This window comes from Corynebacterium sp. HMSC075F02, from assembly GCF_001838335.1.
Taxonomy (GTDB): domain Bacteria; phylum Actinomycetota; class Actinomycetes; order Mycobacteriales; family Mycobacteriaceae; genus Corynebacterium; species Corynebacterium jeikeium_D.
In genome coordinates this window covers 23,414-43,446 of the sequence record NZ_KV836310.1, presented here as the reverse complement: position 1 = coordinate 43,446, position 20,033 = coordinate 23,414, and the positions used below count along the sequence as shown (strand labels likewise).

Annotated in this window: 21 protein-coding genes; 11 read left to right on the top strand and 10 right to left on the bottom strand. The window is 60.2% G+C overall.

What is annotated here, in order from left to right; translation table 11 throughout:
• Positions 1–21: 21 nt before the first annotated feature.
• The 6 genes from HMPREF2920_RS04000 to rfbA all read left to right on the top strand — a co-directional run bounded on the left by HMPREF2920_RS04000 (position 22) and on the right by rfbA (position 6,501).
• Positions 22–882: a cytochrome c biogenesis CcdA family protein gene (locus HMPREF2920_RS04000; RefSeq protein WP_070546392.1), complete on the top strand. Its 861-nt coding sequence runs from the start codon at positions 22–24 to the stop codon at positions 880–882.
• A gap of 14 nt (positions 883–896) precedes the next feature.
• On the top strand, positions 897–2,585 hold the full coding sequence (locus tag HMPREF2920_RS03995) for a cytochrome c biogenesis protein ResB (protein ID WP_070546362.1): 1,689 nt from the start codon (positions 897–899) through the stop codon (positions 2,583–2,585).
• A 172-nt stretch (positions 2,586–2,757) separates the two neighbouring features.
• A complete protein-coding gene (gene ccsB, locus HMPREF2920_RS03990) occupies positions 2,758–3,768 on the top strand; it encodes a c-type cytochrome biogenesis protein CcsB (RefSeq protein WP_016421998.1) in 1,011 nt (336 codons plus the stop codon).
• 52 nt (positions 3,769–3,820) lie between these two features.
• On the top strand, positions 3,821–4,813 hold the full coding sequence (gene rfbB, locus HMPREF2920_RS03985) for a dTDP-glucose 4,6-dehydratase (RefSeq protein ID WP_016421999.1): 993 nt from the start codon (positions 3,821–3,823) through the stop codon (positions 4,811–4,813).
• A gap of 102 nt (positions 4,814–4,915) precedes the next feature.
• Positions 4,916–5,605 (top strand): dTDP-4-dehydrorhamnose 3,5-epimerase family protein, encoded by a 690-nt coding sequence (locus tag HMPREF2920_RS03980; protein ID WP_016422000.1) that lies wholly within the window; start codon positions 4,916–4,918, stop codon positions 5,603–5,605.
• Between the two features lie 20 nt (positions 5,606–5,625).
• A complete protein-coding gene (gene rfbA, locus HMPREF2920_RS03975; RefSeq protein ID WP_016422001.1) occupies positions 5,626–6,501 on the top strand; it encodes a glucose-1-phosphate thymidylyltransferase RfbA in 876 nt (291 codons plus the stop codon).
• On the opposite strand, the gene HMPREF2920_RS03970 is transcribed toward rfbA, so the two are convergent.
• The gene (locus tag HMPREF2920_RS03970) at positions 6,498–6,764 is read right to left on the bottom strand and encodes a hypothetical protein (protein ID WP_016422002.1); all 267 of its coding nucleotides are present in this window, start codon (positions 6,762–6,764) and stop codon (positions 6,498–6,500) included. The genes rfbA and HMPREF2920_RS03970 overlap by 4 nt on opposite strands.
• 193 nt (positions 6,765–6,957) lie before the next feature.
• On the opposite strand from HMPREF2920_RS03970, the gene HMPREF2920_RS03965 reads away from it, so the two are divergent.
• Complete coding sequence (locus HMPREF2920_RS03965) at positions 6,958–7,317, top strand: DUF4229 domain-containing protein (RefSeq protein ID WP_016422003.1); 360 nt, start codon at positions 6,958–6,960, stop codon at positions 7,315–7,317.
• On the opposite strand, the gene HMPREF2920_RS03960 is transcribed toward HMPREF2920_RS03965, so the two are convergent.
• The 3 genes from HMPREF2920_RS03960 to menE are packed head-to-tail and all read right to left on the bottom strand — an operon-like array spanning position 7,314 to position 10,585.
• Positions 7,314–8,474 carry an alpha/beta fold hydrolase gene (locus HMPREF2920_RS03960; protein ID WP_049192983.1) on the bottom strand — a complete coding sequence of 387 codons (1,161 nt, stop codon included), beginning with the start codon at positions 8,472–8,474 and terminating at the stop codon, positions 7,314–7,316. The genes HMPREF2920_RS03965 and HMPREF2920_RS03960 overlap by 4 nt on opposite strands.
• 9 nt (positions 8,475–8,483) lie before the next feature.
• Positions 8,484–9,380 (bottom strand): 1,4-dihydroxy-2-naphthoate polyprenyltransferase, encoded by an 897-nt coding sequence (locus HMPREF2920_RS03955; RefSeq protein WP_016422005.1) that lies wholly within the window; start codon positions 9,378–9,380, stop codon positions 8,484–8,486.
• Positions 9,381–9,436: 56 nt separating this feature from the next.
• Positions 9,437–10,585 carry an o-succinylbenzoate--CoA ligase gene (gene menE, locus HMPREF2920_RS03950; RefSeq protein WP_048732378.1) on the bottom strand — a complete coding sequence of 383 codons (1,149 nt, stop codon included), beginning with the start codon at positions 10,583–10,585 and terminating at the stop codon, positions 9,437–9,439.
• Between the two features lie 102 nt (positions 10,586–10,687).
• Here menE and msrA point away from each other — a divergent pair, with 102 nt between their 5' ends.
• The gene (msrA, locus tag HMPREF2920_RS03945) at positions 10,688–11,344 is read left to right on the top strand and encodes a peptide-methionine (S)-S-oxide reductase MsrA (RefSeq protein WP_048732380.1); all 657 of its coding nucleotides are present in this window, start codon (positions 10,688–10,690) and stop codon (positions 11,342–11,344) included.
• A gap of 99 nt (positions 11,345–11,443) precedes the next feature.
• Positions 11,444–12,625: a YkvI family membrane protein gene (locus HMPREF2920_RS03940; protein WP_016422008.1), complete on the top strand. Its 1,182-nt coding sequence runs from the start codon at positions 11,444–11,446 to the stop codon at positions 12,623–12,625.
• A gap of 23 nt (positions 12,626–12,648) precedes the next feature.
• On the opposite strand, the gene HMPREF2920_RS03935 is transcribed toward HMPREF2920_RS03940, so the two are convergent.
• The 6 genes from HMPREF2920_RS03935 to HMPREF2920_RS03910 form a co-directional block, all read right to left on the bottom strand.
• Positions 12,649–14,082 carry an ABC-2 family transporter permease gene (locus tag HMPREF2920_RS03935; RefSeq protein WP_070549784.1) on the bottom strand — a complete coding sequence of 478 codons (1,434 nt, stop codon included), beginning with the start codon at positions 14,080–14,082 and terminating at the stop codon, positions 12,649–12,651.
• Positions 14,079–14,822: an ABC transporter ATP-binding protein gene (locus tag HMPREF2920_RS03930; protein ID WP_049172353.1), complete on the bottom strand. Its 744-nt coding sequence runs from the start codon at positions 14,820–14,822 to the stop codon at positions 14,079–14,081. The genes HMPREF2920_RS03935 and HMPREF2920_RS03930 overlap by 4 nt, the downstream gene beginning before the upstream one ends.
• A 116-nt stretch (positions 14,823–14,938) precedes the next feature.
• Positions 14,939–15,646, bottom strand: a complete 708-nt coding sequence (locus HMPREF2920_RS03925) for a response regulator (protein ID WP_070546369.1) — start codon at positions 15,644–15,646, stop codon at positions 14,939–14,941.
• A gap of 52 nt (positions 15,647–15,698) precedes the next feature.
• Positions 15,699–16,928 (bottom strand): sensor histidine kinase, encoded by a 1,230-nt coding sequence (locus tag HMPREF2920_RS03920; protein WP_049192988.1) that lies wholly within the window; start codon positions 16,926–16,928, stop codon positions 15,699–15,701.
• A gap of 33 nt (positions 16,929–16,961) precedes the next feature.
• Complete coding sequence (locus tag HMPREF2920_RS03915; protein ID WP_070546371.1) at positions 16,962–17,642, bottom strand: alpha-ketoglutarate-dependent dioxygenase AlkB family protein; 681 nt, start codon at positions 17,640–17,642, stop codon at positions 16,962–16,964.
• A gap of 16 nt (positions 17,643–17,658) precedes the next feature.
• Positions 17,659–18,441 carry an SDR family oxidoreductase gene (locus HMPREF2920_RS03910; RefSeq protein ID WP_070546372.1) on the bottom strand — a complete coding sequence of 261 codons (783 nt, stop codon included), beginning with the start codon at positions 18,439–18,441 and terminating at the stop codon, positions 17,659–17,661.
• A 141-nt stretch (positions 18,442–18,582) separates the two neighbouring features.
• On the opposite strand from HMPREF2920_RS03910, the gene arfB reads away from it, so the two are divergent.
• Both arfB and pdxY read left to right on the top strand, forming a co-directional pair.
• Positions 18,583–19,026: an alternative ribosome rescue aminoacyl-tRNA hydrolase ArfB gene (arfB, locus tag HMPREF2920_RS03905; RefSeq protein ID WP_070854045.1), complete on the top strand. Its 444-nt coding sequence runs from the start codon at positions 18,583–18,585 to the stop codon at positions 19,024–19,026.
• A 41-nt stretch (positions 19,027–19,067) separates the two neighbouring features.
• Positions 19,068–19,994: a pyridoxal kinase PdxY gene (gene pdxY, locus HMPREF2920_RS03900; RefSeq protein ID WP_222865278.1), complete on the top strand. Its 927-nt coding sequence runs from the start codon at positions 19,068–19,070 to the stop codon at positions 19,992–19,994.
• Positions 19,995–20,033: the final 39 nt, after the last annotated feature.

Sequence of the window (20,033 nt, the reverse complement as noted above, 5' to 3'; positions counted from 1 at the left end):
CCCAGCATGGGAACTCTTGCCATGGACACGATTTATCTTGCCGATGGCATCGGCCAGCAGTTCGCCGACGCCGCCACCGGCGGTCCCATCCTATTAGGCCTGCTCGCTGCTGCGCTGGCTGGTCTCGTCTCGTTTGCCAGCCCGTGCGTCATTCCGCTCGTGCCCGGTTACGTCTCGTATCTCACCGGTCTTTCCGGAGCATCGGGGGCGCAGGGCCAGGGCTTGACGACGGGCACTGCGGACGCAACCGCCGTCGATAAGCGTGACGGCGATGGAGGGCGTGGCAAGCGTTCCGCAACTGCCCGCGTCGGCCTGGCTGCGTTGCTGTTCGTGCTGGGCTTCACTGTCATTTTCGTGCTGGGGTCGGCCTCAATTTTCGGGCTCGTGTCCACGCTGCGTCTGCAGGCGCGCACGCTGACGATTGTCGGTGGCGTGGTGACCATCGTGATGGGACTCGCCTTCATGGGCATGGTGCCGGCGCTGCAGAAGGACACCCGCATGGCGCCGAAGCGCTGGACCACGTGGCTGGGAGCGCCACTGCTTGGCGCGGTGTTCGCGCTGGGGTGGACGCCGTGTCTGGGCCCGACGCTGACTGCAATTATTTCGGTGTCCGCGGGCACGCAGGGTATGACCGCGGCCAGGGGAGTGGCGCTGATTATCGCTTACTGCCTGGGGCTGGGGCTGCCGTTCATTTTGGTGGCGCTGGGGTCGGCACGCGCGATGCGTGGAGTGGACTTCCTGCGTAAGCACTCGCGAACTATTCAGCTCATCGGTGGTGTGGCGCTGGTGCTGGTCGGAATTGCCCTGGTCACGGGACTGTGGGATGTTTTTGTTGCCTGGGTTCAGGCCGCTTTTATTACTGATACGGTAACGCCAATTTAGTGAAAGATTTTTCGATGTCGGTGAATTGGAATAAGGTACGACAGCCCTTCCAGCAGGTCTGGAACTGGTTGACCAGCATGCGCACAGCGCTGATTCTGCTGTTCATCCTCGCTTTCGCAGCGGTTCCGGGCGCCCTGTTGCCACAGCGCTCGCTGAATAAGGACAAGGTCGACCAGTATCTAGCCGCCAACGGCAAGACCGCCGAGATCATGGATAAGCTGCAGCTTTTCGATGTCTTCTCGTCCGTCTGGTTCGTCGCCATCGTGGCATTGCTGCTGATTTCCCTGGTTGGCTGCATTATTCCGCGCACCATCGACCACTACAAGGCCATGAAGACGCCACCGGCCAAGGCGCCGAAACGGTTGGCGCGTCTTCCGCTTCACGACGAAGCCGTGGTCGATGCCTCTGCGGATGAAGTTTCTAAGCGGGTGCGTGAGCGCCTGAACAAGTGGGCGTTGACCGAGACTCCAGCAGATGAAGATCGCGCTGGGGCACGATCCTTTTCCGCGGAGAAGGGATACCTGCGTGAGTTTGGCAACCTGGTGTTCCACCTGGGCATTGCGCTGCTGATTATCATCGTCGGCTTGGGCCGCATGATCTATTACGAGGGTCAGGTCATTTTGCTGACCAACACCGGCACCGAGATTTCTGACGACAACGTCAATAGCGCGGTGGGCGTTCCGTTCTGTAACACCGCTGCTGCGAACTATGACTCGCTGCGTGCTGGCAACACCTTCGACGGTACAACTCTGAACCCGTTCTGTATTCAGGTCGATGACTTCTTCGCCGATTACCTGCCGAACGGTCAGGCCAAGATGTTTACCTCTCATATCCGATTCGCAGAAGAAGAGGATATGCGCAAGCCGGTCGATGAGTGGGAAAAGACCACGCTGCAGGTCAACCACCCTCTGCGCATCGCCGGTGACCGCGTCTACCTGCAGGGGCACGGCTTTGCGCCTGCGTTCAAGGTGACCTGGCCGAATGGCGAGTCGCGTACGTCGATTGTCCAGTTCCGTCCGGATGATCCGACCTTCTTCCTGTCCTCTGGTGCGCTGCGCTTCGACCCACCAGCAGGCATGTACCCGGACTTGTTCGAGCGCCGCCAGAACCAGATTGCAATCGAGGGACTGTTCGCTCCGACCGCGGAGTTTACTGGTGAAAAGGGTGCTCTGCTGCAGTCCTCTTACCCGGCGATGCAAGACCCGGCCGTGGCTGTCGACATCTACCGCGGCGACGCGGGCTTGGACACCGGTCGTTCGCAGGGGCTGTTTTCCCTCGACCGCGATCTGATGCACTCGGGTCAGCTGGCTAAGGAAGCCCGCGTCAACCTCAAGCAGGGCGAATCCACCGAGCTTGCCGACGGCACCAAGATTGAATTCCTCGGTGCGAAGGAATTCGTCAACTTGCAGGTTTCGCACGATCCCACGCAGTTCTGGGTGCTGGTGGCAACTGTGGCCGCACTGGCGGGCATGGTTCTTTCGTTGGGCATTAAGCGCCGACGTGTTTGGGTGCGCATGTTCCCGCTGGAAGATGGCCGCACTCGCGTTGAGTTCGGTGGCCTTGCCCGCACCGACAAGGCAGGTTGGGGCGAGGAGTTCCAGTACATCGTAGATGACATCCTGGAACGTGACAGTGATGACGAGGATGCTGCTGACAACAATGCTGCGACCGACGAGAGCGCGGACGACAAGGACAAAAGCTAACTGACCACTAAGTCTGGTCCATCATTACTGCAGGGTGAATGCGCGGGGGCGAGAATTGCGCCTCCGCGCATTTTTGCGTCCCCCGTGTCCCCGGTCCCCTTTTGCTTAGTCCTGCTTTAGTACTAGGGTTTGAAGAAGTATTCCGCTAATTCCACACTTTGGAGCCAAGTACATGCTCGTCAATAAGACACTGGCGCAGTTTTCGGACTGGTCGTACTTCACGGCCTTCGCCTTTTATCTTGTGGCCTTTGTTATTTCCATTGCCTACTACAGTCGTCGTATCGCGGCCGCTGAAGCGAAAAGCCAGGTTGCGGAACGCGAGCTGGTAGCCGCCGGTGCGGGTGAGGGAGCTACCACCGCTAGTGTTGCTGACTCGGGGGAGTCGGCGACGAAGTCGTCGGCAAGCGAGCCTAAGAACCAGGTGCTGACGAACCGACTCGGCGTTGTGACGGAAATGCTGATTTACGTCGGGGTGGCCGTGCACTTTGCATCGGTGCTGCTGCGTGGCCTGGCCGTGCAGCGTTTCCCGTGGGGCAACCTCTACGAGTACGTATCAGTTTCAATCCTCTTTGCTATGGCAATTGCAGCTGGCGTACTGCATCGTGAAACCATGCGTGTGTTCTGGCCGTGGCTGTTGGCTCCGATTCTGGCGCTGATGTTTTACGGTGGTAAGAACCTATATGTTGAGGCTGCTCCGGTGGTGCCGGCACTGCAGTCGATTTGGATTCCGGTTCACGTCTCGATTATTTCTATCGGGTGCAGTATCGCACTGATTTCCGGTGTTGCCTCGATTCTCTACATGCTGCGGATGTACAACCGCGAGGGCAAGGAAAAGGGCTTCCTGGGCAAACTGGTCGCGCCGCTGCCGGATGCTCAAAAGCTGGATGCGATTGCTTACCGCACCGCTATTTGGTCCTTCCCACTGTTCGGTCTGGGCATTGTGCTGGGCGCTATCTGGGCCGAGTCCGCATGGGGTCGTTACTGGGGCTGGGACCCGAAGGAGACCACGGCGCTGATTACCTGGATTATCTACGCCCTGTACCTGCACGCTCGCGCGACTTCGGGTTGGCGTAATACCAAGGCCGCGTGGATCAACATCTTCGGTTTTGCCACCATGGTGTTCAACCTCTTCTTCATCAACCAGGTGGTTTCGGGCCTGCACTCCTACGCTGGTCTGAACTAAGTCTTCACACTTGTACAAAGCCGGCATCGCCGGGTGAACTAGAATCGCTTCCATGCGCGTTCTCGTCACCGGTGGTGCCGGCTTTATTGGTTCCAACTTCGTTCTCCGCACTCTGGCTACACGGCCCGATGTGAATGTCACGGTGCTGGACGCTTTCACCTATGCCGCGAACCCTGCGAGCTTGGATGGCGCGGACTGTGAAATCATCCGCGGCGATGTTCGTGACGCGGAGCTGATCGATCGCCTCGTGCCCCGCTTCGACGTGGTCGTCCACTTCGCCGCAGAGAGCCATAACGACAATTCGCTGGTGGATGCCGATCCCTTCGTCACCACTAATGTCATGGGCACCGTGAATCTGGCCAAGGCTTGCGCCACCCACGACGTCCGCCTTCACCACATCTCCACCGACGAGGTCTTCGGCGATCTCGCTCTCGACGATCCAGCACGCTTTACGACGGCCACCGCGTACAAACCCTCCAGCCCCTACTCGGCCTCCAAGGCTTCAGCGGATCACTTTGTCCGGGCGTGGGTGCGCAGCTTCGGGTTGGTTGCGACGATTAGTAACTGCTCGAACAACTACGGGCCGAGGCAGCATCCGGAGAAGCTGATTCCCCGCCAGATCTGTGGTCTGTTGCGCGGTCGTAGCCCTCGCGTGTACGGCACTGGCGAGAATGTTCGGGACTGGATTCACGTCGATGACCACAACGACGCGGTCTGGGCAATCTTGGATTCTGGCGAGGTGGGGGAGACCTACCTGATTGGTGCCGATGGCGAGCGTTCCAACCTCGACGTGGTCGGAGACATCCTGGAGGGCTTCGGTCGTGAGCGGTCCGACTTTGTCCATGTCACTGACCGCCCGGGGCATGACCGTCGTTATGCGATTGACCCCGCATCCATCCGCAGCCTTGGCTGGCAGCCGCGCTACCAAGACTTTTCCGCGGGGCTCGCCGAGACCATCGACTGGTATCGCGCCAACGAGTCCTGGTGGGCGGCGGCCTACGATGCCGCTGAGGCTGGCTACGCGGAGCGCGAGCAGGAGTTGTAGTTCGCTGCTGGGGCATGCCTAGCGAACCCTCAACGCACACTCAGTGCACACTCAACGCGTGCCACAGCCTCAGCCCGGGCGCCCCGTCTACACTTGTTACCCATGAGCCCTAAGAGCACATTCCAGCCCACTTCTATCGACGGCGTTTTCACCTTCGAACCGGTCATCCACGGCGACAGCCGCGGTAGTTTCCACGAGTGGTATCGCCTCGACGCATTCGCCGAGGCCACGGGCTACCCGTTCTTCCCGGAGCAGGCCAACATGAGTGTCTCCGCCGCAGGCGTTGTCCGTGGCCTGCACTTCGCTGACGTCAGCACCGCGCCAGATGGCCACCCCGGCCAGGCGAAGCTGGTTACTTGTCCCGCGGGCCACATCCTCGACATTGCGGTTGACCTGCGTCGCGGCTCCGATACCTTCGGCAAGGTCGAGGTTTTCGAGCTCGACAGCAAGACCCGCCGAGTGGTCTATCTGCCCAACGGCATCGGACATGGCTTCGTCTCGCTTGCCGACGACTCTGTGCTCACTTACCTCACTTCCACCGGTTACAACCCGGAGGCAGAGCGTGCTGTTAGCATCCAGGACCCGACTCTCGGAATTGACCTGGCTGCGCTGCTGGCCAAGGGTGGTCTCACCGACGCGGACATGATTCTCTCCGAGCGCGATCAGAAGGCTCCGACTATCGAGCAGTTCGAGGCCGAGGGCAATAAGCTCCCCAGTGAGTTTGACTGCAAGGATCTTGAGAACATGGCTCGCGACGAGTGGGCAATCGCCAACGAAGCGGCCGGGCAGTAAGGCAGAAAGGCGCGAGCACTATGAAGGGCATCATCCTCGCAGGTGGTACGGGCTCTCGGCTGTTTCCCATCACACTTGGCGTAAGCAAGCAGCTGGTTCCCGTCTATGACAAGCCGATGATCTACTACCCGCTGAGCACGCTGATGCTAGCGGGAATCAGGGACATCCTCGTCATCACCACGCCACATGATGCCCCGCAGTTTGAACGCTTGCTTGGCGACGGCTCGCAGTGGGGCCTCACCCTCACCTTTGCCACCCAAGACGAGCCCCGTGGTCTCGCTGAAGCGTTCATCATCGGTGCGGACCACATCGGCGATGACTCCGTTGCCCTCATCCTCGGCGACAACATCTTTTACGGTGCTGGCTTGGGCACGCAGCTGCGCCGCTTCCATAACGTCGATGGCGGAGCGATCTTCGCCTACTGGGTCGCAGATCCCACAGCCTATGGAGTCGTGGACTTCGACCAAAGCGGCAAAGCCGTGGCGATCCAGGAGAAACCGAAGAAACCACGCAGCCATTTCGCGGTGCCTGGTTTGTACTTCTATGATGCCGAGGTTGTTGAGATAGCTCGCTCGCTGCAACCGTCGTCACGCGGCGAATTGGAAATCACGGATGTTAACCGCGCCTACTTGGAGCGCGGGAAACTGCAGGTAGAGGTGCTGCCGCGCGGCACGGCATGGCTGGACACGGGCACGGTGGACAATCTGATGGCCGCGGGTGATTTCGTGCGCACGATTGAGCAGCGGCAGGGGCTAAAGATTGGCTCGCCGGAAGAGGTGGCGTGGCGCATGGGATTCATTGACGATGCTGCGCTTAGCGCGCGTGCCGACGCCCTCAGCGCCAGTGGCTACGGGGAATATCTACAGCAGTTGTTGCTGCGTGGCAAGGACGTTTAGTCAGTTTCGCCGGGATTATCGGGGTTGTCGTCCTGCTCCCGTTCGCGCCGCTCCTGCAGCTCCTGCTCACGTTTACGGCGATCGAATTCGGCCTTCTTGAGCTTCCAGAGAAACTCCGGATCATCGTCGGGAGCGAGCGGACGGGGTTCCGGTTGCGGAGCGGAAATACGTCGCATGCCGTTGCCGCGACTGCCGGGGCCAAATGCCTTCCACAGCATGACTACGACAAGGATGATGAACAGCAGCAGAATGAGCCGACCCATGTAATAGCTAACCTCCTGGATTTACCGACTAGAATACGCAACGAGTCCCGTAGTGCCCACGAGGGGTATCGCACTGCATGCGGTACGGCGTACAGAGTTCGTTAGGGTACAAAGGAACGTTGGACACGAACAGCCATGGACGCTAGCAACGCCCGGGCACAGCACAGGCGTAACACGTAGAGGTGAGGGTTTAATGACCAATCCAGCAGAGCAGGACAAGTTGGCTTCTGAGGCTCAGATGCCAGCAGCTCCGGTGACCAAGAATGCTGGTCGCGGCAATGCCATGAAGGGGCTGTTCTGGTACGGCCTTGCTCGTCTGCTGCTATTCCTAGTGCTGTTCTTCATTCTGCTCGTGATTATCTACCTCGTTAATGTGCAGATTCCGGCTGCAATTACGGCTGTGTTCGCACTGATTATTGCGATGCCGCTGTCGGTTTTTGTGTTCCCGAAGCTGCGCGTCCAGGCCAATGAGTCTGTTGCAGTGTGGTCGGAGAACCGCCGCGCGCACAAGGAATACATTGCGCAGCAGATTAAGGACCGCGAGGAAAACTAGCGCACCTTCTCCAGGGCCCGCTCGATAGCCCGGTTCACCGCTTCCGGAGCCTCGAGCGGCAACATGTGGCCGGCCCCGTCGACTTCAACCAGTTCGGCGTCCGGCCACTTTTCCATAATTAGGTCTGCTTGCTTGCGCGGAGTGACATCGTCCTTCGTGCCCACCAGTACCGCTCCTGGCAAGCCCTCCAAGTAAGGCCCGGATGCGAACTCGTCGTGATCCTGCAGGTCGTCGAGATATCCCACGAAAGTTTCCAGCGGTGTTTCATTAATCATGGCCGCGTGGAACTCGATGATCTCGTAGTCCGTGCGCCGGGCGAACACCGCCACCGCCAACGACGGCGCCATCAGTGACGCGATTGCCTCGCGGAACTTGCGAATCTCCTTCGGCGAGGACTCAATTGCATTGCGCGCCGCATCCGCCACCGGGGACGCCAGAATCTGCGGCACACCCTGGGCGGCCAGCTTGTCGATAGACGTGGAAATCAACACTACGCCTGCTATCCGACGGCGAATGCTTTCCTCGGCAGCCCGCACCATGTGCAGTGCAATCAAACCGCCTAGCGAATGCCCAACCACGATGAGTTTTCCGGTCGCGGCACGCTCGGCGATCACGGCCAGCGCATCGGCCGCAGCCCCTTCGACCGTGCAGAGTGAAGCCGGAACCGCTCCGGTCTGGCCGTGGCCGCGCAGATCCATAGTCAACAGGCGTGCTTCCGGGTGCGACTTGCGCAGCGCGTTGAACTGCCGGTACCAGGACTCACCAGCCAGGGTGAAGCCGTGGACGAAGACGATGGTCACGGGTTCTTTGGCGGGTTCGCTAGGTTCAACCTCGTACCAGTGCACCGGAATATCGGTGGTGACAGCATCCGGCTTGTCGCTGGCCTTCCGCTCGTCGTCCTTGGCCGCAATCTCGGCCGTGACCGGTGCGGTCTTGATATGCACCACGCCGGTTGACGTGAGATCGGTGAGTCCCGGTTCACGGGTCTGCGAATGCAGCGCACCGTGCTCCAGCGCCAGTCGGCGGCGTCCCGATTTGGTCAAACGCAGAGCAGCGCTGCGGGCGAAAGCTGGAGCCTTGGCTGCTGTGTCGCCAACTCGGGTTGCGGCCTCCTGGACGTCGTCAAGCGCCTTGTGCGTCAGTGTGCGGAAGTCCATCGGTACCCCCTAGCTGAGCGCGAGTGCGAGTGCCGTAATGACGGACCAGGCAAGCATCATCTTGCCGGTAAGCCCCAGTACCGGGATGAGCTCCTTGCCCTTCTTATGCATGCGAATTGGCTCGGAGGCCTTCACCCACAGCGGCACGATGAGCAGACCCACCAGCGCCCATGGGCGCCAGAAAGCGATAAAGCTGCTGGCCAGCGCGGGCATGAGGGAGAGAATCTGCCAGACGATGCGGGTGCGGAAGTCGCCCAGGCGAACTGCCAAGGTGATCTTGCCGGTAGCGGCGTCGGTGGGGATGTCGCGCAAGTTGTTCGCCAGGTTCACGGCAGAAGACACCGAACCAATACCAATTGCGCAGGCCAGGCCGACCCAAGACAGCGAGCCCGTCTGGGTGAATTCCGTGCCGAGCACCGCGACGAGACCGAAAAAGACGAAGACCGAGACCTCGCCAAGTCCGCGATAACCGTAGGGATTTTTACCGCCGGTGTAGAACCACGCAGCCGCGATGCACAGTGCACCGACCAGAATGAGCCACCACGCGCTCATCAGGGACAGCGCCACACCGGCAAGACCGGCGACACCAAAGGAACCGAACGCCGCGTACTTCACAACCTTCGGCTCGACCAGACCAGAACCCGTCAGGCGCAGCGGGCCCGAGCGGTCATCGTCAGTGCCGCGGATGCCATCGGAGTAGTCGTTGGCGAAGTTCACGCCCACAATCAACGCCCACGCGACAACCAGCGCGAGCACCGCACGTCCCCAGATAATCGGCGCGTGCGTCGATGCCGCTCCGACACCGACGATGACCGGCGCAAACGCATTCGCCCAGGTATGGGGGCGCGCGCCTTCCAGCCAATCGCTTAACGACGCCGTTGCAGGACTCTTTGGTGCTTCAGACATGAATTAATAATAGGACGTGACACCAAATGCCTTGAACTAATGCGTGTCTGAATGAGCTAAAAGAGCGCCGCGACTTTCTTCCGGTCGACCTTGCCCGGACCAATCAGTGGCAGGACCTCCACGCGACGCAGGTCCTTGGGAATCATCCAGTGATTGATTCGCCCGGCGTCTTCAGCATCGCCGAGCCCGTCCATGACATCGCCGAGCTCAGCGATGCCTTCATACGCTGCGACGATAGCGTGGCCGAGCCTTGGGTGTGGCACACCGACCACGCAGGCTCCCGTAACTCCATCGATGGCGAGCAGTTCACGTTCGAGGACTTCGGGGTGCAGCTTCAACCCGCCGGAGTCGATGATGGTGTCCAGGCGTCCCGTAATGACTAGTCGGCCATCGTGGATCTCGCCCGCATCGGAGGTGGCGAACCAACCTGGTTTATGGAAAGCCTCGTGACTGGGCGCGTTGCGGTAACCGTGTGCAATCATCGGTCCGCCCAGCCAAACGCGACCATTTTCGATGGCGACCTGTGCACCTTCGATGGGCTGTCCGTCATAGACGCAGCCGCCGGCTGTCTCGGAGGAACCATAGGTGGTCACGACGTTGATGCCGAGTTCTTCGGCGCGCGCTGCCACCTGCGGGTTCAAGGCTGCGCCGCCGACAAGGACAGCATCAAACAGGCGCAGGGCTGCCGCGCCAAAGGGTTCTTCCATGGCCTTGGCCAGCTGCATCGGAGCCAGCGAGGTGTAGGCACGGTCGCTGGTGAGGGCCTCGGCGCCGTCGGCGAATGCGGCCACATCAAAACCGTCGGTCACATCCACACACACCGGATTCGTGCCCGCGAGCAGCGAACGAATGAGAACCTGCAGGCCAGCGATATGGTAGGCCGGCATCGCCAGCAGCCACTGCCCTTCACCGCCGAGCCACTGATGTGTAGCGGTAGCAGAGGAGACCAAGTTATCCACCGTCAGCTGTGCACCCTTCGGTGTGCCGGTGGAACCGGAGGTGCCGACAACAAGCGCGATGGATTCATCAATTGGCTCACCTGCGCGTTGCGAGTTCCGCAAGATTGAGGCGCGCGTGCCGTCGTGAAGCGGAACGGGAAGAAGAGAGACCTCACCGTCCAGCGCAGCGCGGAGGTCGGGCAGGATGGCGGTCGGGTTGTGGGGATTGATGGAAAGCAGGCTGAGCGTACGCACAACCCAAACCATAGTCGGTGTTATTCCGTAGTTTCTGGTGGCGAGGTCGGAACAATCGTGGCCTCGGGCGCGTTGCGCAGACCAAAGACAGTCATAGATAGAAAGGCGTCGAAGATGGGTTGGATTTTTGGTAGATCAGCGGAGCTGGTGCCGGAAGATGAGGCGCTAAAGGGCGGCTCGCACCCGGTGTTGGAAAATCCGAAGCCGCATGCGGTGCTCGGCACGCCGATCACCGGCCCATGGGAGGAAGGCCAGGAGGTCGTCTACATCGGGATTGGCTGTTACTGGGGTGCTGAGAAGCTGTTTTGGGAAACACCGGGCGTGCTCAGCACATCGGTCGGGTTCGCCGGGGGCATGACGCCGAATCCCACCTACCGCGAGTCCTGCACCGGACGCACCAACCACACCGAGATTGTGGAGGTCGTCTACGACCCGGAGCAGATTAGCTTCGACCAGCTGATCGCCAAGGCCTTCGAGGCCCACGATCCCACGCAGGGCTACCGCCAGGGTAATGATGTCGGCACGCAGTACCGTTCCGCGATCTACACGACGACGCCCGAGCAAGCGCGCCGGGCACAGGAGATCGCCGATGCCTACGCGCCGAAGCTTGCCGACGCTGGCCTGGGGGCCATCACCACGGAGATTAAGCCACTCGCGGAGACCCCGGCAGGGGAGTACTACCGGGCTGAGGATGAGCATCAGCAGTACTTGTTTAAGAATCCGAACGGCTACTGCCCAGTGCATTCGACCGGCGTGGCCTGCGGAATTTAAAGGCGAAACTTCGTAGAACGCTTAATTGCGATTAGTAAAACTCACTGAGAAAAGTAAGGTGGTTATATTAATCCGATAGTCGAATAGGAGTGAACCCTTGTGGTGAAGCAAGTACTGCGCGTTGCATTTGCCTTCGTCGGCGTGGTCGTCGGCGCGGGCTTTGCGACGGGTCAGGAAATCATGCAATACTTCGTCGCCTTTGGCATCAATGGTGTCTGGGGTGCCGTTCTCTCAGCGGTAATCATGAGCCTGATGGCGATGATCATTTTGCAGCTGGGAAGCTATTTTCAGGCCAGCGAGCACGGCGAAGTTTTCCGACGCGTATCGCACCCCATCTTCTCGCGAGTACTGGACATTGGCGTGATTATCACGCTCTTCGCCACCGGGTTCGTCATGTTCGCCGGTGCCGGTGCCAACATGGAGCAGCAGTGGGGCATCCCTGTGTGGATCGGTGCCGTAATCATGGTGTTGGTGACCATTGCAGCCGGTTTCCTCGATGTTGACCGAGTGACCACAGTGATCGGTTCCATCACGCCGTTTATCGTCGGCTTTATCCTGCTGGCCAGTGTTTATACGCTGGCGTTCACCGATGCCACCCCGGCCGCGGAGCAGGCAGCTGCCGTTGCGGAAGTCCCGACTACCCTGCCGAACTGGGTTGTCGCCGCAGTGAACTATGTTGGTTTTAACCTGATGGTTGCGGTTTCCATGGCGATTGTTATTGGCGGTAGCCTGTTCAATCCCCGCGCCGCTGGAGCCGGTGGGTTTACCGGTGGTTTGATTTACTCCGCGATGCTGCTGATTACCACCATCACGCTGTTCCACACTGTTGGTACTGTCGCCACCGATGCCGTGCCAATGCTCACCGTCATTAATCGACTGCACCCGTGGCTGGGCCAGGCCATGGCCGTGGTAATCCTTGGCATGATCTTCAACACGGCACTTGGCATGTTCTACGCACTGGGGCGTCGCGTCACCGCAAATCACCCGGAAAAATTCAAGATTGTCTACGTCGCGCTGGTCTTGCTCGGTTTCGCCTTGAGCTTCATGGGCTTCCAGAACCTAATCGGTTGGGTCTACCCAATCCTGGGCTACATCGGTCTGCTGCTCATTACTGTCATGCTTGTTGCCTGGTTGCGCGGCCGCGAGCGCATCAGTGAAGAGACTTCCCGCCGCAAGCGCATCTTCCGCCTGGTCCGCCGTGGCCGGAACAAGGAGGCCCGCGAGGAGATTGAAGACTCCAACCTCAGTGTCGAAGAGGTCCGCGAGGCGATCGAGGAGTAGGTGGGCTGCTCGTAGCGCCGCCGTCAGTCTTGGGATCGGATCGCTTTCAATGATGTCGCCCGAGCCCAAGCCACGAACGCCGCCATCACAATGGCGGACACGAGAACCATCACTGGCCACCGATCGGGGTAATCACGGACTACCCAAGTCCATCCCCATTCCGAGGTCCACCACAACGGTGAGGCGCTGAGGACATCACCGCCAACCATCACCGCCCAACCGCCGAGCGCGACCGAGACAAAGATTGCGGCCGCCACACTTCGACGCGCAATTAAGCCGGTCACGGCCACAATCATCGCGGCCACAAGAGACGCGATTACCGCCTGGTACGGCCAGGGGTTAATGCCCGTCTGGCTATTGGTCTCGCCGCCTGCACCACTGATAACCACCGCAACCACCAGCACCGGCAGGAGAAACGCCATATCCAAGGCAAACAGTCGGAGCGTGATGCTGCGTCGCGCACGCCGATGCATCAGTGCTGGCCAGGCATCGGCTTGCGAAGTCCATGTCATGATGGCCACCACGGTTGCGGCCGTCGGCACGCAGACGAAACTCAGCAGCCCCAGCGCATACTCCGGGTTCCACACCACACGCACGACCGCAAGTCCGGCAAGCATCAGCGCTGCGAGACTCCACCAGGTGCGCCAGGGAAGGGTCGCGCTCATGCCATGGCTTAACGACGAAGTGCTGCGTTCCCGGCCCGTCGGCAAGCTGAGAGATTTTCCGTGCGCAAGCAATGCGATGGCAAATAGACCTAGCCCGAGGAGTAAATGCAGCAACGCGGGCGGCAGGATGGCGATGTTCCAGATCTCGCTGTCGGCGGGAGCCGAGATGGAATTAGCCTGCACTCCGTGGATAGGTAACGTTGGGCGGATTGCCCAGGTCCACGGGAGAACTTTCCAGTTTGGGCTCATGGCGTCCAGTGTTCCTGCGATGGCCCAAGCGATGGAAGCGAGCGGAGCGAGGAAGAGAGCTGCGCGTGGCACAAGGCGCCATAGGGCAAGGCCGAATGTCCAGAAGACGAAGAATGACAACGTGCTAAAGAGCGTGAATTGCAATGCGGTGCTCACGCTCCGGGCAAGGAGTGCAGCCATCAATGCGTGACCGAGGGCCGCGGAGGCAATGACAGTGGCTGCGCGGGCAAGGAGCACTCGAGTGCCCGAGATATTGCGCCAGATTAGGCCGCCTTGGCGGAGTTTTTCTTCACGGTTTTGGCCGATGACGGACGTAATAGCAGCCAGGGGAGGAAGCAGGATAAGCGAGTAGATGTGGGCGCTCGCCATGGCGGTGGCGTCAACGCCTCTAGAAAAGACCATGCTGACCAGAGCGATTGCCACCATGATGATGGGAAGAAACATGGTGAGTGACCACTTTGCCCGCAGTAGCTCGGCGCGGAAGTAGCGGCGGGCAGGAACGGTGCGCGTGTTAAGAGTGCGCGTGTGCGGTTGAGTGCTCATCGGGCAACACCTACTGCGGTGAAGAAAGCTTGCTCGAGGGATTGACCAGCAGCCGCAAAGTCAGCCAGCGGGCCTTCGTAGACCAGTCGGCCACCAGCAAGGACGCCAAGGTGGTCAACGCTCTTCTCGACCTCTCCGAGTTGATGGGAGGACACCACGACGGCCTTGCCACTAGCGGCAAGATTTCGCAACAAGGTGCGCAGGCCCACGATAGCTTCGGGGTCGAGGCCGTTGGTGGGCTCGTCGAGAAGCACAATGTCGGGGTCGGTGAGCAGCGCCATCGCCAGGGAAAGACGAACCTTCATGCCCGTTGAGAAAGCGCGGCCACGCTTGTTACCAGCATGAAGCCCGACCAAGTCGAGGACTTCGGCGATACGGCTCTTGTCCGTGCCGGTCAGATGTGCGTGCACTTTGAGATTGTCGGTGGCTGAGAGCTGTGGGTAGAACGCCGGGCCATTGATGGAGGCGCCGATGCGGTCCAGGTCGACAACGGACCACGGGTGTCCCGCGATGCTGATTTCACCGGAGTAGGGAATTAGCCCAAGCACCGTGCTCATCAACGTGGATTTACCTGCGCCGTTGAGTCCCAATAGCCCGTAGACCTCGCCGGCGCGGACGTTCATATCGAGGCCGTTCAGGACAGGTTCGTTCTTGCCGTAGGAGACAGTGATGCCGCGCAGCTGGAGGAGGGGAGCGGCGGCGTCTGCGGAAGGGCCTGAGGTGGGGGTTGGTGCGTTCATGCCTTAAGTAATAGGAGTGTTTGGCACGGTTCGCGCCCTCCCTGAGGATGAGGTGGCGGAAATATCCTCCCTAGGGAGGAGGCGATAGCGAGGATGACGGTACCAGCGAGGAGAAGCTACAGCAGCCCGTTTTTCGCAGCCCAAATGACAAGATCCACGCGACTGCGTGAGCCTGTCTTGGTCAACAGGGATTTCACATGGGTTTTCACTGTCGTCGTGGCGACAACCAACCTGCGAGCAATTTCGTCATTGGAAAGCCCTTGGCAGACGAGGTTCAAAATCTCCTGTTCGCGGGGTGTGAATTGGGTTCCTGTGTGAGTGGGGTCTGAGTCAGCGCCATGTGTCGAGAACGCTCTCGCTGGCTGTCCTGAGTGCGGTGCGCGCGGTGAAACATGCCGCAACACCATCGGCGTCACCTTCGGATCGATGACTCCTTCACCACGGTGGATACGCATGATGGCCGAAAGCAGCTCACGGGGATTGGAGTCTTTGAGCAAAAAGCCTGCGGCCCCAGCTTCTAAAGCGCCGAGCACCAGGTCTTCTTCGCGGAAAGTGGTCAGTACCAAGACTTTTGGAGTGGAAGCGCGAGCCGCACCTCCGGACGGCACGCCTTGCACAATCTGTCGTGTGGCCTCGATACCGTCCATCACGGGCATTCGAATGTCCATGACGACCACATCGGCTCCGGAGGCACGACGCACAGCCTCGGCGCCGTCGCCCACGGCACCAATGACTTTCATCTGCGGGTGGGCATCAATAAGCTGCGCGAAAGACTGCCGAATCAAAGCCTGATCTTCAGCCACTAATACTCGAATTACATCCATTGCTCGTCTTTCTCAACAGGATTGACAGTCAGCCCTGCTTCGGTCGAACCGCTTACAGCCGAATACTGACGCGGAACATGCCGTCGCTTTCACCATAAGTCATCTCGCCACCGAGCTGAGCCACGCGTTCTTCCAGACCAATCAGGCCAGCGCCAGCTCGCTTCCTGGGTTCCAAAGTTTCGCTCTCAGCCCGGTTTGCAGTCACCAAATGAACCCGCGCCGGGCTGTCATCAGCATCGGCAGGTGGATCGATTACCAGTGCCAGCTGACCAGCGCCCGATGAGTGCTTGGCCATATTCGCGGCCAACTCCGTCACTGCCCGCACCAAAGTCAAACGCTTCGCGAGTGGCCAATCCGCCAGGTCTCCATAAGACTCCGGCAGAGTCACCGAAACATCGCGACCCGGCGGACAAACTGCCGCAACCAGACGCGGAATCTCATTCGGGTCAGCGCTAATCTCGCCGCCATCACGTAGCGCATCGACAAGCGCATGCACATCCCGCAACGATTGGTCTGCGGTCTGGGCAATACCTTCCAGCGTGGTCTTTTCAGCAGCGGATTCCGCTCGTGAGCCATCCATCTCCGCCAGGTACAGAGCGGTTTGGGCCTGAACCTTAATAGAGGTGAGTCCGTGCCCCACGACGTCGTGAAGCTCCCTGGACAACTCCAGCTTGTTGAGCGCCACGACGTTCTCCAACTCCGCGGCATGTTCCTCGGCGTTGATGCGCAGCCATAGTGGCACTGCGTACGCGCTCGCCGTGATAAGCACCGCCGGTAGTCCGAAGACCAATAGTCGTTCCGGGGTAAAGCCGAAGGCAGGAACTGCCGGGTTGAGGAAGCTGCCAATCAACCCTAAAAACAGCCCAACGATGCCCCAGGTGCGATTCGGTTCCCACCTGGTCACAGCCCATAGAGATAGTGGGGCAGCAACAATAATGGGGTCTAGCCCAAGGTTCACTGGGGATAGCCACACCAGCAAGGCGAGACCCGCTAGGGCACTGTACGTAACCACAAACGATGCACGCACTGCTTTACGACGAAACGCTGCGGCCCCGGCAATCATCGCGGACAGAATCACATTGGTGACATAAGTAAAGCTCGGGCCATAAGTAAGTAGCGGCGTCATGCTCAACCAGCAGCACAGCAGGAAAGCAGTCGCAATAGCGAGATCGGCAGTTGGGAACGAGCCGACAAAGAAACGTACCCGGCTGCGCCAGTCGAGTGGGGCAGGGGTCTGCGCGGTGGCAGGCTGTGCGTGCATGGAGGAAGCGGTGCGCTGCATGTGTCTAGGCTAGCGGTCGGTGGCTTGCGCGGTTTAGTGTGAGTTTTCCACTTGCCGGAATGTGATGTTGATGCGGCCCTCTTTAAGCCCGCACCCTTCCGGCAGCGTGCCCGGACGAGTCTTGGGCACACCATGAAACGCAAGCCGCTTCGGACCACCAAACACAATCACATCCCCGCTGGCGAGAGTCACGTCATCCCAGGGTTTGTTGCGGTTTTCAGTCCCGCCAATGCGGAACAGAGCCTCATCGCCGATAGAGAGTGACACAATCGGGGCAGGGTAGTTTTCGTTTCGATCCTGGTGCATCCCCATGGTGGCCCCGGGCGGGTAGTAGTTGACCAACGCCATGTCGGGCCGAAAAGTGGTGGGCCACTGGCTGAGGGATTCGTCGTAAAGCGCGGCAGCGCCGAGTGCTTCGGTAGCGAGCTGTAGCAGGTTGTCAGGCACGGGCGGGACGCGAACGCCGCCTGCGTGCGTGACGTAGCGGTAGGGATTGGTGGCCCACATGCGGCCGAGATGCAGCATAAAGACCTGCATCTGGCCACTTTTGAGCTGCGGGCGAGTCATGGCCAGGGGAGTGCCGGCAACGTCGCGGGCGATGTCGCGGAGTTGCGTGATGATGCCCGCCTGCCGGTCCAGGGGAAGCCATCCCGGCAAATGAACAACTCCCGGCGTGATGCGGGCATCGTCGCGCGGGAGTTGATCGAAGAGCATAGGTCTAGTTTGCCTCTTAACCCGCGATGATTGCGTTAACCGGGCGGGAAAGGAACTGCGGACCAATCTTGCCCAGGTAGCGCAGGATAAAGTCTGCCGCCGACACCGAGTAGAAGTGACGCTGGCGCTCAATGAAGTTCTGCGGGTGCGTTGCCTTCCACACAGCATCAGCGACTTGGTTCGGCGTAATGCGCACGCCAAGACGACGGGTGGAACCGGCGGAAACGTCCGCCAGCTTGGTCTTCGCCCACAGCGGCATGATTGCGACGACGCGGATCTTGTCCTTGCGCCACTCCAGATCCAGAGCCTGCGTCAGACCAGAGACGTAGAACTTCGACGCGGAGTACGGCGCGATGTGCGGCTGGCCGTAAATGCCCGAAGCCGAACCCATGTTGACCAGGTGAGACCCCTTAGTGCGCTTCAGGTACGGGTGCGCCGCCTTCGCGCCCAGTGTCAGGCCGGTGCAGTTGATGTCCACCTGCGCGCGGATAATCTCCGGTGACTGGTCAGTGATATCGCCATCGCCGATGATGCCCGCGTTATTGTCCAGCACCGTCAGCTTGCCGCCGGTGTGGGAGGTGAAGTCCGCAAGCGCGTCCTCCCACTGCTTAAAGTCCGTCACGTCCAGCTTGCCGACGATTACCTCCGGGCGCTCAGCCTTGAGCTTCGCCAGGGCATCCTCATTGATGTCGTAGACGCCGACGGTCCAGCCTGCAGCCAGGAACTTCTCGGCCACCGCGCGGCCAATGCCCTGCGCGCCGCCGGAGATGAAAATGGACGGGGAATCAGAAGTGGCCATGGTGTCTCAATCCTGCCTTTTCTTGCTGTTTTTATAAGTGGATAAATGTTATTTGCCAGCTTAGGTGAGCATTTGTTGTTTAACAGCGGATTGGAGGAAACGGGACCCGATCACAAACGCGTCCTGACTACACTGGCCACCATGAAACCCCTGAACATCCCACCAGGTCCCGGCATCCCAAAGGGCCTCGTCATCCCCGCGGCGGAGCTCACCGAACGCTTCGCGCGCTCCGGAGGGCCGGGCGGTCAGGGCGTTAACACCACGGATTCCAAGGTGCAGCTATCGGTCGATATCGCCGAGCTCAGCGTGCTTTCCGACGTCTACCGCCGCCGCGCTCTCCAGAACCTCAGCCACCGACTCGATGGCACGACACTCACCGTGTCGGTTACCACGCAGCGCTCCCAGGTACGCAACCGCGCGGAAGCCAGGCGGTGCTTAGCGGAACTCATCCGAGAAGCTGTGCAGCCACCGCCTCCGAGGCGCCGGCGGACTCGACCGAGTCGGGCCTCGATTGCCCGTCGTAAAGCGCAGAAGCAGCGCCGCTCCGAGCTCAAAGCCAGCCGACGTCGCCCCAGCGCCTACTAGGGAATATGGGATTTTCGTGCATCCGTTGCAATATAGATGGTATGAGCGAAAACCAGGCCCCTACTGAAAAGGCAGCTGAAACTGTCGCGGAGTTCAACCGCGTGCCCTCGATTCTGTCCATCCAGTCGCATGTGAGCTATGGCCACGTGGGCAACTCCGCTGCGGTCTTCCCGCTGCAGCGCGCAGGTTTTGAAGTGTGGCCGGTCCACACCGTCGATTTCTCCAACCACACCGGCTACGGCCAGTGGCGCGGCCCGATGATTCCGGCCACGGATGTGCGCGAGGTTATCAAGGGTATCGATGAGCTGGGCAAGCTTGACGACGTCGATGCGATTATCTCCGGTTACCAGGGCGGTAGCGATATTGCGGATGTCATCATCGAGGCCGTGGCGATGGCCAAGCAGCGCAACCCGAAGGCCATTTACTCGTGTGACCCGGTGATGGGAAATGCCAAGAGCGGCTGCCACGTCTCGGATGACATTCCGCCGCTGCTGCGCGACAAGGTTGTGCCGGTGGCAGACGTGATTACGCCGAACCAGTTCGAGCTGGGATACCTGACGGGCCGCGAGGTCAACGACCTGGAGTCCACCATTGCGGCAGCCCATGCTGCTCGTGAGATGGGCCCGGAGGCCGTGTTGGTGACCAGTGTGCTGCGTCCGGAGCGCAAGGAGGGCGAGATTGAGATGCTCGCCGTCAATGGTGCGGGCGCATGGCTGGTGGCGACGCCGTACCTGCCCCTGAAGCGCAACGGTTCCGGCGATGTCGCGGCTGCGCTGTTTGCAGGCAACCTGCTGCGCGGTCGCGGTATTTACGGTGACCTTTCGGTCGCGTTGGGTAACACAGCGGCCAGTATCTTTGAGCTGCTGAAGGTCACGCACGAGTCCGGCTCTGGCGAGCTGGAGCTCGTGCGCGCGCAGGAGGCCTACGTTCACCCGGAGCAGCGTTTTGAGGTTACGAAGGTAGCGTAGCGCTTTATAAGCGAATATAGGGGGGGAGTCGATGGCGGC